This is a genomic window from Burkholderia sp. Bp9015 (assembly GCF_003853505.1).
Classification (GTDB): Bacteria; Pseudomonadota; Gammaproteobacteria; order Burkholderiales; family Burkholderiaceae; genus Burkholderia.
In genome coordinates this window covers 1-12967 of the sequence record NZ_QTPZ01000048.1, presented here as the reverse complement: position 1 = coordinate 12967, position 12967 = coordinate 1, and the positions used below count along the sequence as shown (strand labels likewise).

The 12967-nt window shown below is 70.0% G+C and carries 10 protein-coding genes; 3 read left to right on the top strand and 7 right to left on the bottom strand.

Going from position 1 to position 12967, the window contains the following annotated elements; genetic code table 11:
• Positions 1-34: 34 nt before the first annotated feature.
• On the bottom strand, positions 35-1927 hold the full coding sequence (locus DIE12_RS33885) for an amidohydrolase (protein WP_124521125.1): 1893 nt from the start codon (positions 1925-1927) through the stop codon (positions 35-37).
• A 165-nt stretch (positions 1928-2092) separates the two neighbouring features.
• On the bottom strand, positions 2093-4984 hold the full coding sequence (locus tag DIE12_RS33880; protein WP_124521127.1) for a winged helix-turn-helix domain-containing protein: 2892 nt from the start codon (positions 4982-4984) through the stop codon (positions 2093-2095).
• 396 nt (positions 4985-5380) lie between these two features.
• On the opposite strand from DIE12_RS33880, the gene DIE12_RS33875 reads away from it, so the two are divergent.
• Positions 5381-6289 carry an AraC family transcriptional regulator gene (locus DIE12_RS33875; RefSeq protein WP_124522880.1) on the top strand — a complete coding sequence of 303 codons (909 nt, stop codon included), beginning with the start codon at positions 5381-5383 and terminating at the stop codon, positions 6287-6289.
• A gap of 22 nt (positions 6290-6311) precedes the next feature.
• Here the strand turns inward: DIE12_RS33875 and DIE12_RS33870 are convergent, their stop codons facing one another.
• Both DIE12_RS33870 and DIE12_RS33865 read right to left on the bottom strand, forming a co-directional pair.
• On the bottom strand, positions 6312-7253 hold the full coding sequence (locus DIE12_RS33870) for an MBL fold metallo-hydrolase (RefSeq protein ID WP_124522893.1): 942 nt from the start codon (positions 7251-7253) through the stop codon (positions 6312-6314).
• 204 nt (positions 7254-7457) lie between these two features.
• Positions 7458-8099: a DsbA family oxidoreductase gene (locus tag DIE12_RS33865; protein ID WP_124521129.1), complete on the bottom strand. Its 642-nt coding sequence runs from the start codon at positions 8097-8099 to the stop codon at positions 7458-7460.
• Positions 8100-8203: 104 nt separating this feature from the next.
• Between DIE12_RS33865 and DIE12_RS33860 the strand changes: the two genes are divergently transcribed.
• Positions 8204-9109, top strand: a complete 906-nt coding sequence (locus DIE12_RS33860) for a LysR family transcriptional regulator (protein WP_124521131.1) — start codon at positions 8204-8206, stop codon at positions 9107-9109.
• Between the two features lie 28 nt (positions 9110-9137).
• Here the strand turns inward: DIE12_RS33860 and DIE12_RS33855 are convergent, their stop codons facing one another.
• From DIE12_RS33855 to DIE12_RS33845, 3 genes are read right to left on the bottom strand one after another with little or no spacing between them, the layout of a single operon-like run.
• The gene (locus DIE12_RS33855; RefSeq protein WP_260427858.1) at positions 9138-10598 is read right to left on the bottom strand and encodes an alginate export family protein; all 1461 of its coding nucleotides are present in this window, start codon (positions 10596-10598) and stop codon (positions 9138-9140) included.
• A gap of 14 nt (positions 10599-10612) precedes the next feature.
• Positions 10613-11554 carry a glyoxalase gene (locus DIE12_RS33850; protein ID WP_124521135.1) on the bottom strand — a complete coding sequence of 314 codons (942 nt, stop codon included), beginning with the start codon at positions 11552-11554 and terminating at the stop codon, positions 10613-10615.
• 48 nt (positions 11555-11602) lie between these two features.
• Positions 11603-12334, bottom strand: a complete 732-nt coding sequence (locus DIE12_RS33845; protein WP_044847097.1) for a YoaK family protein — start codon at positions 12332-12334, stop codon at positions 11603-11605.
• A gap of 362 nt (positions 12335-12696) precedes the next feature.
• Between DIE12_RS33845 and DIE12_RS33840 the strand changes: the two genes are divergently transcribed.
• Positions 12697-12967 (top strand): TetR/AcrR family transcriptional regulator (locus tag DIE12_RS33840; RefSeq protein ID WP_148092728.1); only part of this gene is annotated, 271 nt, incomplete at its 3' end.

The following is a 12967-nucleotide window of genomic DNA, read 5'->3' as shown; positions in this document are numbered from 1 at the left end:
TCGGGCCGCAAGCACCGGCCCGCCGACCTGCCGCCTACGAGGCGACGCCGGGATAACCGAATGCTTCGCACTGCTCGACGACTTCCCGCGCAGCCACCTGCAGGCGCCGCGCGAAACGCACCGCGGGGCCGCGCACGGCACCGGCGTCCGCGCGGGCGGCATCCGCGCTGCCGCCGCCCGCCGCGCGCAGCGACGCCGCCGCGGGACGACGCCGGCCGAAACCGCCGAATTCGACCACCGGCGACCACGCGGGGCTGACCGGCAACGGCGGCGGCGCCAGCGGCGCGAACTCGTCGTCCGCATGCACGACCTTGCCGCCGACGACGGTCAGCACCGAGGAGAGCGTCTTGATCTGCGCCTCGTCGATCGTGAAGTAGTCGTCCGTCAGCACGGCGAAATCCGCGTACTGGCCGGGCACCAGCGCGCCCTTGCGATCGTCTTCGTTCGAAAACCACGCGCTGCCGACCGTATAGCGGCGCAGCGCTTCCATCCGGCCGAGCCGGTTCCATTCGGGATAAAGCGCCGTGCCGCCGACGGTGCGCCCGGACACCATCCAGTACAGCGACAGGAACGGGTTGTAGCTCGCGATGCGCGTCGCATCGGTACCCGCGCCGACCGGCAGTCCGGCCGCCAGCATCGCGCGGATCGGCGGCGTGCGCGCGGCCGCTTCCGCGCCGTAGCGCGCGATGAAGTACTCCCCCTGGAACGCCATCCGGTGCTGGACCGTCACGCCGCCGCCGAGCGCGGCGATGCGCGCGATGTTCGCATCCGAGATCGTCTCGCAATGATCGAAGAACCAGCGCAGCCCGTCGAACGGCAGCTCGCGGTTCACGGCTTCCAGCACGTTCAGGAAGCGGCCGATCGATTCGTCGTAGGTCGCGTGCAGCCGGAACGGCCAGCGGTGCCGCACCAGCAGCCGGACCACGGCGGCCAGTTCCGCCTCGAGCGCGTCGGGCAGGTCGGGGCGTGGTTCGAGAAAATTGCCGAAATCGGCCGCGGAATACACCAGCAGTTCGCCGGCGCCGTTCATCCGCAGGAACGCGTCGCCGTCGCCGGGCTTGGCCAGCGTCACCCACCGCGCGTAGTCGTCGAGCTCGCGCCCCGCCTGCTGCACGAACAGGCTGTACGCGATGCGCACCGTCAGTTCGCCGCGCTTCGCGAGCGCCATGACCGCCGCGTAGTCGTCCGGATAGGCCTGGAAATCGCCACCCGCGTCGATCGTGCTCGTCACGCCGAAACGGTTCAGTTCGCGCATGAAATGCCGCGTCGAATTGATCTGGTCGTCGTGGCCGAGCTTCGGCGCGCGCTCGAGCACCGCATGCAGGATGCCCATGTCGGGGCGCGCGATCAGCATGCCGGTCGGCCGGCCGAGGCGATCGCGCTGGATCTCGCCGCCGGGCGGATCGGACGTGTCGCGGCCGTAGCCGATCGCGCGCAGCGCGGCCGCGTTCAGCAGCGCGCTGTCGCCCAGGTGCAGGATGAAGACCGGCGTGTCGGGCGCGATCGCGTTGAGCTCGGCCACCGTCGGCCCGCGCTTTTCCGCGAACTGGAATTCGGTCCAGCCGCCGACCACGCGCACCCAGTGCGGCGCGGGCGTGCGCAGCACCTGGCGACGCAGCATGCCGAGCGCGTCGGCCAGCGTCGGCACGCCGTCCCAGCGCAGCTCGAGGTTGAAGTTCAGGCCGCCGCGGATCATGTGCAGGTGCGAATCGTTCAGCCCCGGGATCACGGTGCGGCCGTTCAGGTCGATGCGCGGCGTGCCGTCGCGCGCATGGCGCAGCACGTCGCGGCCGCTGCCGCTCGCGAGGATCCGGCCGTCCTTCACCGCGAGCGCGGTCACGAACGACTGCCGCGCGTCCTGCGTCGCGATCTTGCCGTTGTAGACGATGAGGTCCGCCGCTTCGGCGAATGCCGTCGTGTCGAGCACCGTCAGCCCCCCCTGCTCGCGCCGAACGCCGGCATGCGGCCGCACGCGGCATGCACCCGGTTTGACGATACACCGACCATCCCTTCCCCCTTGAACATTGCACGATCAGGCCGCCGCGCCGCGGCGCGCGGACGCGACGGCGCCCGGCGCGGGCCCGGCACGCCGTTACGCCGCCGACTGCATCGCATCCGCCGCCTCGCGTCGCCTGCGCGTCAGGCCCGTCGGCGCAGCCGTCTCCGGGCGAACGAAGTTCTGCAGGCGCGCCAGGCGGCGCACGTCGAACGCCCGCGATTGCGGGTCGACATGCCCCGACAGGTCGGCCACCAGCGACGACGCCTGCGCGGTGCGCCCGCGCTCGATCAGGTGATCGGCCAGGTCCAGCGTGGCGCGCAGCGCCCACATCGCGGCACCCTGGCCGTTCGCCGCATGAATCGCCATCAGCAGATGACGGTGCCCGTCGGCTTCGCACGCGATCGCGAGATCCGGGTCGGCGGTGCGGGCCTGTTCGAGCATCGCCAGCCCCCTCGCGCGCAGCAGTTCCGGCACGAACAGATGCTCGCCGTGCGCGCGGCAGCGCGCGAGCGTCGCGTCGAGCTTCGTGCACGCGTCGGCCGCGCGGCCCGTGCGCGTCAACCCTTCCGCGTAGGCGACGACCAGCGGCGCGAGCAGGCGCCGGAAGCCGCTCGCTTCGATGCGCCGCAGCGCGGGCTCGAGCCGCGCGAGCCCGGCGCCGGGATGGCCGGCCTGCATGTCGAACTGCCCGGCGAGACACTCGGCATGGCTGCGCCAGATGTCGAAGCCGTGCGCATCGGCGGTCGAGCGCAGCGTCTCCAGATAATCGGAAATCGCGTCATGATCGCCGTAGGACAACGCCATCGGCACGGCCGCGGCGCCGAGCACGACGCACAATGCCGGCGCCGAGCCGCTGCGGCGCGCGGATTCGACCGCCTGCGCGGCCAGCCGCATCGCATATTCCGCATCGCCCTGCAGCCAGACGAGCCGCGTCAGCATCGTCCGGCCGAGCGTCGCGACGTCGATGCCCAGCGCCGCCTGCGCACAGGGCGGCTCGCCGGCGACGGCCAGCTCGGCCGTCGCCGCCTCCAGCCGCTCGCGCGCCTGCGCATGCTCGCCGAAGTAATGCAGCGAGGTCGCGACCATCGCGTCCGCCAGCAGCCGCTGCGGCCGGTCGCCGCGCCGCTCCGCGGCCCGCTCGAAGCGCGTCGCGTAGCGCAGCGATTCATGAATGTCGGAGCGCGTCAGCATCGTGTTCCACAGCCCGACCAGCGCGCGCGCGTCGAACGCCTCGTCGCCGATCCGGCCGGCGAGACCGAGCGTCCTGTCCCACGTCGCGGCGGCCGTGTGCGTATCGCCGTCGGTATGCAGCAGCGCCGCCGCGTAGGCCGCGCGCAGGCGCATCTCGCGTGCCGCGTCGACGGCGCCGTAGGCGCCGGCATCGAGCGTGTCGAGCGCGCGCCTCGCCGGGATCGAACTTTCGCGCATGCGCGCCGGTTCGAGCAACGCATGCGCCAGCGCGTCGATTTCCGCGGCCGGCGGCCCGGCCACCGCGAGTTCGCGCAGCGGCGCGATGCCCGCGCCGGCACCCAGGTTGGCCGCATGCGCGGCCTGGGCCTGGGCCGCCATCGCGGCATCCGCCTGCTCGCGTTCGTAGCGCGCATGACGTGCGGCGACCGTGTCGAACTCGCCTTCGTTGTGCAGTTTTTCGAGCGCGTACGCGCGGGTCGATTCGGTCAGCCGGTAGCGCGCCTGCGCGCCGTTGAACTCGACGGTCACCAGCGACTTCGCGACCAGCTCGCCGAGCAGCGCGATCATTTCGGCGGACGGCATGCCCGGGTCCATCGCGACATCACGCGCGGCATCGAACGTAAACGGGCCGACGAAGCAGGCCATCCGGCGAAACAGCGACCGCGCGGCCGCATCCAGCAGCACGTAGCTCCAGTCGAACGTGGCGCGCAGCGTCTGGTGGCGCGGCAACGCCGAGCGCAGCCCGCCCGTCAGCAGGTTCAGCCGGTCGTCGAGACGCGCCGCGACGACCTCGAGCCCGAGCGTCGCGACCCGCGCGGCGGCCAGCTCGATCGCGAGCGGCAGCCCGTCGAGGCGCCGGCAGATGTCGCCGATCAGCCGCATGCCGGCCGCATCGACCGCGCAATCGGGCGTGGCCGCGCGAATCCGCGCGAGGAACAGCTCGACGGCCGAATGGCGCGCGATCTCGTCGACGCCCGCATCGGCGTCCGGCACCGCCAGCGGACTCACGCGAAACACGGCCTCGACCGAGATATGCAGCGGCTCGCGGCTCGTCACGAGCACGCGCAGCGGCGCGGCGTGCGACGTCAGCGTTTCGACGAGGTCGGCCGCCAGGTCGACGACGTGCTCCGCGTTGTCGAGCACGAGCAGGCCGCGCGACGCGGCGAAGGCCTCGCCGATCCGTTCGACGGCCGGCACGCCATCCGCGTCGAGCCCGAGTTCCGCGCCGATCGCGCGCAGCACGTCGTCGCGCGTCGCCGCGCGCGCCAGTTCCACGAACAGCACGCGCTCGCCGGCGCGGCTGCGCAGTTCATGCGCGACGCGCTCGGCCAGGCTCGTCTTGCCGATGCCGCCCGCGCCCACCAGCGTGACGACCGATGCCCGCTCGAGCATGTCGACGATCTGCCCGATCTCGGTCTGACGCCCGACGAGCGGCACCGGATGGGGTGCCGCGGCCGCCTCGGGCGCAACTTCGGACGCGCGCGGCGCCACCACGTGCGCGACCGGCGGATGCGCGATCAGCAGGTAGCCGCGGCCCGGCACCGTCTTGATCAGGTCGCGGTTCGGGCCGAGCGCCTTGCGCAACGTCGCGACGTGCACCTGCAGCCGGTTCTCCTCGACGATCAGGCCCGGCCACACCGCGTCCATGATGTCGTCCTTCGATACGAGGGAGCCGTTCGCGCGATGCAATACTTCCAGTATGTCGAGCGCACGCGCGCCGATACGCAACGACGCACCGTGGTCGCGTATGTCGCGCTGCTCGAAATCCACCGACAAATTCCCGATCTGGATCATGGCCGCCTCCAGGTTCCCCACGATGACCGCCATGTGAACACGCGGTTCACCGGGGCGGGAGTCCGCGCCCGGCTGCACGGCAGGCGGGCGCAAAGTCTCAAAAAGTGGCCCGAGTCTAAACGCCATATCAATAAAAATCTTGAACGAAAATGCACTGGCGCCCGCCGCCTCGGCCCGCGGCGGATACGCGGGCCGCGCGGATATAAATGGGGCGATATCGTTCGACCTGTCGCTTCCGCCAGCAGGTCGAGCGTCGGCGCCGGCGCTCGGCCGGACGGCGATTTTTTCGTCAGCAAGCGGACATTTATTCAAGTTATGCTGAGCCGGATGTGTGTGCCGTATAAACTTGCACGTAAAACTGCTCGTATGCCGTACCCCATTGAAGGACGTTCCGTCATGTCAGATCCTTTCGCCGCAGTGCCCGCGGCGGTGCCGAAAGATACGCTCGGATGCGTGTCGAGCCTGTTGTCCAAGGATATCGACCGGTCGGTCGGCGGCCTGACGCTCCACCGCAAATGCATGCGCGATGAACACTTCGAGCGCATCGAGATGGCCGCCAGCGATCGCGGCTTCCTGATCGGCGTGTCGCTGAACGACGGCCACCGGCGCACGATCTATGGCGGCGCCGGCAAATCCGAGCGGCGGTTCCAGCACGACTCGATCTACATTCGCGACTTTTCCCGGAATTTCCGCGCCGACCTGTACGGCAAGTTCGATTTCGTGCTGATCGAGCTGTCGCACAGCTATCTCGACCGCCTCGGCCGCGAACACGACGGCACGGCGATCGCCGGCCTGACCTGCGCGCCCGACGTGCAGGACCCGGTGCTCGGCCATCTCGCGCACGCGGTCGCCGACAGCCTCGACGTGCCGGGCGCGCTCAACACGCTGTTCGTCGAGCAGATGGGGGTCGCGATCGGCGCGCATCTCGCCAGCCGCTACGGCAATGCGCAGGCGCGCGACCTGCAGCGCAAGGGCCTGCTGTCGCCGGCCAAGACGGCGCTCGCGAAGGAACTGCTGATGGAAAAGGCGAACCTCGGCGTATCGATCGAGGAAGTCGCGAGCGAATGCGATCTGTCGCGCGGCTATTTCATCCGCGCGTTCTCGCGCACGACGGGGCGCACGCCGCATCAGTGGCTGCTCGAGCAGCGCGTGATCCGGGCCCGCCAGCTGATCGAGACGACCGACATGACGCTCGCGGAAATCGCGGCCGTCTGCGGTTTCGCCGACCAGAGCCACCTGAACCGCATCTTCGCGCGCATCGTCGGCCATCCGCCAGGCGCATGGCGGCGCGGCATGACGCGCTGACACCGTCGCGCACGTCATCCGGTCAGCGCAGCGGCGTCGCGTCGTAGTTGACCGGCACCCAGTCGTACCGCTCCCCGTCCCTGCGCAAGTGCCCGAGCCCGGGAAACGCGATGTGCGCGGCGCCGACCAGATAGCGCCGGCCGGCCACGCGCCGGAGCACGTCGCGCCGCGTGCGGCGCGCCGCATCGGCATCGCTGTCGTACTGGACGGTCGCATCCGGATCCTGCAACTGGATCGCCGCGACGTGCACGATGTCGCCCCATGCGAGCAGTCCCGCATCGCCGCTCTCGATCAGATAGGCCGTATGGCCCGGCGTATGGCCGGGCATCGGCACCGCGCGGACGCCGGGCGCGAGCGTCGCTTCGCCACGAAACGTCCTGAAACGGCCGGCCGCGACATACGGCGCGACCGACGCGGCCGCCGCGTCGAAAAACGACGCCAGGAACGCCGGCGCCTGCGCCTTGTGGTCCGGGTCGAGCCAGTAATCCGCCTCGATCTCGTTCACCCGGACGACCGCGTTCGGAAAGGTCATCCGCCCGTCCGTCACGATGCCGCCGACATGATCCTTGTGCAGGTGCGTGAGCAGCACCTCGTCGATCTGCGCGGGCGCGTAGCCTGCCGCGCGCAGGTTGCCGAGCAGCTTTCCGCAGCAGTCGCCGTACAGCACGCCGGCGCCCGTATCGACGAGAATCCGCCGCGATCCCGTGTCGACCAGGAACGCATTGATCGACCCTTGCACCGGCGGCTCGAGAAAGGCCCGATCGAGATCGCGCCGGATCTCGTCCTTCGACACATCGCGAAAAACCGTATCGACCGGAAACGGATGCGTGCCGTCGGACAGCGCGACGATCGTCAGGTCGCCGAGCTTCTGCCGGTAGAAGCCCGGCGGCTGAGTGCCGCCGCCCGGCTCGGCGGCGAACGCGGCCGATGCGAGAAGGCCGACGCACCATGCGACGAGCAGCATGGCGCCCGCGCGCAGCGCATGCATGCGCCGGTTGAGCCTGTTCATGTCCGATTTCCCCGGTTGCGTATCGACGTCGCGCGGCGCCTGCCGGTCCGGCAAGCGACATCCGCACGACGTCGAGCGTACCGGCCGCCCGCGCAATAATCCTGAGCCGGACATGAAACGTTCTGAAAACCGGGGCGCGACGGCCCCGGCGGCGGCAAGTCAGGCGGCCGCGTGATGCGCGGCGAGCAACGCCTCGAGAAACACGGCGGCCGGTTGCGCGCCGCTGATGACGGTGGATCCGATGCGCGTCGACGGCACCGACGCGATGCCTGCGCGCACCGCGTCGGCCTCGAGCGCGATCACCGCGTCGAGCCCCTCGCCGGACGCGAGGAACGCCCGCACCGCGTCGCCCGGCAAGCCGGCGCCCACCGCGATCTCCACGAGCACGTCCGCATCGCCGATGTCGCGGCCGTCGCGGAAGTAAGCGGCGAACAATGCATCGACGAGCGCGGCCGCACTGCCGCGCTGCTGCGCGAACCAGACGAGCCGGTGCGCGAGCCGGGTGTTCGGCGTACGCGCGATCCGCGCGTGATCGAACACCAGGCCCGCCGCGCGGCCGGCCTCGGCCACCTGCGCGTCGAGTGCCTGCGAGCGCGCCCAGCTGCCGAATTTCGCGCTGCGGTATGCCTTGCGATCGATGCCTGCGGCCGGCATCGCCGGGTTCAATTCGAATGGCACGAACCTGACCTTCACGTCACCGGTCAGCCCCGCTGCGTCGATCGCCTCCGCGAGCCTGCGCTCGGCGATCCAGCACCACGGGCAGATGAGGTCGTAGGTGACCGTGACTTCGACGGAATTCATTGCGCTCTCCTGTTGATTGCAGTTTCAACGATAGCGCTTGCCGGCCGGCGATAGAATGCGAACGGCGCGCAACGGATCGTTGCGGCATGCACAAAGGCGACGACATGGACAAATTCTCCGCGCTGCGCGCGTTCGTGGAAGTGGCGGAAGCCGGCGGCTTCTCGAGCGCGGGACGCCGTCTCGATCTCGCGGCCTCGTCGGTCGTGCGCGCGGTGGATGCGCTCGAGGCATCGCTCGGCACCGCGCTGCTGAACCGCACGACGCGCCAGGTCACGCTGTCCGATGCCGGCTCCATGTACTACGCGCGCGCGAAGCGGCTGCTCGAGGAGCTCGCGGAAGCGGACGCGCTTGTCTCCGATCGCGGCGACGAGCCGTCCGGACCGCTGCGCGTGTCGGTGCCGGTCGCGTACGGCGTGCGACGCATCGCGCCGCATGTCGCGGCCTTCCTCGCGCGCCATCCGAAACTCGACCTCGACCTGCAGCTCACCGACGAACGCGTCGATCTCGTCGCCGGCCGGATCGACGTCGCGATCCGGCTCGGCGAAGCGGCGCCTTCCGCGGAGGTCGTCGCACGGCAGCTCGCGACGTTCCAGCGCTACGTCGTCGCGAGCCACGACTATCTCGACGCGCACGGCACGCCGGCAACGCCGGGCGAACTGGTCGATCACGCGTGCGTGCGCTTTCACTTCGGCGGCGACCAGCAGGCGTGGTCGTTCGCCGATGCGCACGGCACGACGCGGGTGCTGGTCGCCGGGCGCCTGAAATCGAATCACAGTGAAGTGTTGCGCGAGGCCGTGCTCGACGGCGCCGGCATCGCGCTGCTGCCCGACTGGCTCGTCGATGCCGATGTCCAGTCGGGCCGCCTGCGCAGGCTGTTCGAAACGTACGACGTCACGCCCGATGCGGCGCGCTCGGTCGTGACCGCGCTGTACCTGCCGAATCAGCGCGGCTCGAAGCGCGTCACCGCGTTCATCGATTTCGTCGAGGCGCTCGCACGCGCGCAGCCGTGAGCCGCGCGACGCGGCGCGGCTTGCCGCGTTACCAGCCGAACTTCGCCTCCATGCCGACGTAGTCGGCATTGCGCGCGCCGAGCGCGCGAATCGAATCGGCGACCTGGAAATGCACGGCCTCGACCGCCAGCGCCACGTTCGCATTGACGAGCCAGTCGACGCGCGCCTGCGCATACATGCCCGTGCGCGCGCCGCCCTTGCCGGCCGTGCCGGGCACCGCCTGCATCCCCTGCCCGTAGATCGCATCGGCGGTCGTCTGGCGCCACTGGAAACCGACCGCGGTCAGCACCGTCACGTTGCTGGCCGGCTTGAACGTCAGCGACGGCTTCACGTGAATCAGGTTGCTGTAGCCGGTGTAGCCGGCGAGCGTGAAGTAATAGCCGTTCGGGAACAGCGGATTGAACGTGCCCATGCGCCCGTCGCCGGGATGCTTGTCGCCCGACGCGCCGTCGACCTGGATGCCGATGCGCGGCGTGCCCGGCGCTTTCGCGAACGTGTAGCCGCCGAGCGCGCCAAAGGCCCATGCGCCGATCGTGTCCTGGCCGATGTGGCCGGTCTGCAGCATCGCTTCGGCGTCCCAGTCGAACCCGGAAGACTTGCCCGCGTAGCGCATGTCGAACACGTCGCGCCGCTCGGTGCCGGCGCCGGCGAGATAGCGCGCGTTGTCGCGCGTATAGCGTGACCAGTAGGCCGACAGTTCGCCTGGGCCCACGGCGTTGTGCTCGACCCGCACGCCGTCGAAGCGCAGGTGCCGATTCGACACGTCGTCGAACACCGCGTCGTTGCGATATTGCACCGGACGCGTCACGTAGCCGATCAGCCGCCAGTTGCCGATTTCGTAATCCGCCCACAGCGCGTCGAATGCCTGACGAACGTTCGGGCCGTCCCGCACCGACACGAACCGCTGCAGGTCGTACGCCATTTCCTGCCGGCCGATCCGCGCCTTGAACGTGCCGCCGCCCAATTGGTCGACATACGCGACGAACGCCTGCTCGATGTCGAGCTGATCCTTGTCCACCGTACCGACCGTGTCCTTGCCAAACGGCCGCGCATCGACGAACTGCACGAACGCCTGGAAATGCCCGGCATAGCGCAGGTCCGCGTGCACCGTCGCGCGCTGGATCACGTAGTTGTCGTCGTGCGCGGCGCCGAGCCCGAACAGCGGCGCGTTGTTCAGCTCGAAACGCTCGCGCAGGTTCGCGCCGAGCGACAGGTAGGTCGACGGGTCGCCGCCGAGCGGGATGTACTTCAGCCCGTCGAGCGGCTTGCGCGGCACGCACGGATTCGCGAGCACCGACCAGTCTTCCTGCCAGCGGTTGAACAGCACCGCGGGCCGCTTCGCGGTGCATGTCGTGCCGGCGGCCGAGGCCGAGGCCGAGGTCGGCGCCGGCGCCACGGTGTCCTCGGCGGCGGCCGCCGTCCCGGCGTATGTCGCGACGCCGCCCGCCAGCACGGCGGCCGGCAGCACGCCCCGCCACGCTCGCCTCATCGCCCGATGCGCCATTACTTCGACCGCGCGTGGATCTCGGCGACGTAGCCGCCCGGGAACTGCACGAGCGCCGCATCGCGCCCGTCCGACGTGAAGGGCGGCACCAGCACGGTCACGCCGGCGGCCTTGGCCTTCTCCAGCGTGGCGGCGAGGTCCGGCACTTCGTAGCCGGTCATCTCACGCCCGAACGGGTAAGGCAGACGGCCGTCGGTCGCCAGCACGGTCATCCTGCCGAAGCCCGACTCGATGCGGATGCGGCGATACGTGTCGTTCGGCCGGCCGATCTCGATGCCCGGCGCCTTGCGCACGTCGGACACGACCTTGCCGCGCGAGAACGCGACGAAGTCGTGCACCAGCTTGCTCGCGCTTTCCGGCGACACGTACACGCGGTTTTCCGGCACCGTCTGCAGCGGGTCGTAGTGCGGCGCCTGGGTGTGCCAGTACAACTGCATGTTCACGCCGCCCGGCCAGCGGATGATCGCGTCGCGGCCGATCGGATCGGGGAACGTGTCGACGACCACGTCCGCGCCGTGCGCGCGTGCCGATTTCATCGCGACGTCCATGTCGGTGACGAGGTAGCCGGTGCGCTCCTCGCAGAACGGATACGGGATCGGCGTCTTGAAGCCGAACACCGAAATCGTGCCGAACGGCGTCAGCACGAGCTGCGACATCGTCTGGCTCGGCGTCGGCGTGACCTGGAACACGCCCTGCTGCGACTTCTTGCCGCCGAACGTCGCGACGAAGCTGTCGGTGAAGCGGTCGAAGTCTTCCGGCGCGACGCACACGTGCGTCGTGTCGTATTGCGGGCCGACCGCGACGGCCGGCACCTTCCCTGACGAGGTATCGAGCAGGCGTGTCTCGTCCGCATGGGCCGGCACGCTCGCCAGCAATGCGCCGAACATGGCCGTCGATGCGGCCATCATCCGCAATACCTGTCGCAACTTCAGTGCAATCATCGAAATCTCCTTGAAAATGACAAGCGCGGCCATACGCCGCGCGCGGATTCAGCGTGACGCCGGCCCGTCGTCGGGCCGGCCGGATCGATAGGCCAGGAAGCACAAGGCCGCGAGCGGCAATGCCAGCGCCCAGAACGCGGCGGACACATAGGCTGCAGCCCCCGCGCCGGCCCCGAGCGCGAAGCCCGCGACCGGCGGCAGCGTGCGCCGCAGCCGCACGCGCGCGGCTTCGCGTTCGGCCGGCGCGGCAAGCGGCACGAGCCAGTCGAACGCATCGATCACCGCCTGCGTGACGTTGCCCGTCATCACCGTGTTGGCGACGACCGAGCGCGCCGTCAGCCGGCCGTGCGCGTTCTGGACGCCCATCGCCGCGGCGCCGAGCAGGCCGCACAGGATCGTGCGCGGTGCGTCGGCGTCCGCGATCGGCGACGCCATCACGCCGGCCAGCATGAACCCGGCCAGCAGCACGGCCTGCAGTGCATACAGCGAACGCGCGCGCGGGCCGTGGCCGAGCGAACGCATCCGGTGGTCGAGCACGCGCGCGCCGACGATGCCGGCGATGAAGGCCGGGAATGCGAGCCACTTGATCACGAGCCCTTGCCCGACGCCGGCCAGCCCCGAGCCGATCAGGATGAAGTTGCCGGTGACGTGCGCGGTGAACAGGCCGAACAGCGCGACGAAGCCGAGCGTGTCGACGTAGCCGGCGATCGACGCGAGAAACACGTCCTCGCCGCGCACGTGGTCGGGCGCCGCGGCCGCGGTTACCGGCTGCGTCGGCATGGCCCGGGTTCCTGGATGGCGACGGTTGCGCCGGCGCACGTGCTGCCTGCGTCCGGCGAGTTCAGATAACGCATGTTCCGCTCCGGTTACGCCGAACGGCCCGGGGGCGCCGACTGGCGTCCGGTCCCAACGGCGGTTCGGAAGCAAGACTAGTTAAGGAACGTCTTAATGTCATGGCGGCGGCCCTGAATTTTCCTGAATATGCCGCCCGGGCGCCCGGCCGGACTGCGGGGTCGACGCGACGCGGTACGCTTAGGCAAACGCTCCCGCATCGCAGCGACCGCGGCGCAGCGATCGGCCCGCACGGTCCGATCGTGTTATTTTTCGATCGATAGCTTAAGCGCGCCATCAGGAGCCGATGCATGACCGAAAGAAAACGCAGCACGCCGGCCCGCGAGCGTGGGACGGACGCCGACGGCAACGCCGTCACGCCGGGCCGCCGGCTCGCGCCGGAAGCGCGCGAGCGGCAGATCGTCGAGAAGGCGATCGAGCACTTCGCGACGCACGGCTTTTCCGGCAGCACGCGCGAACTCGCGCGGCAAATCGGCGTCACCCAGCCGCTCTTGTACCGGTACTTCCCGAGCAAGGAAGCGCTGATCGATCGCGTGTACGACGAGATCTACACGTGGAACT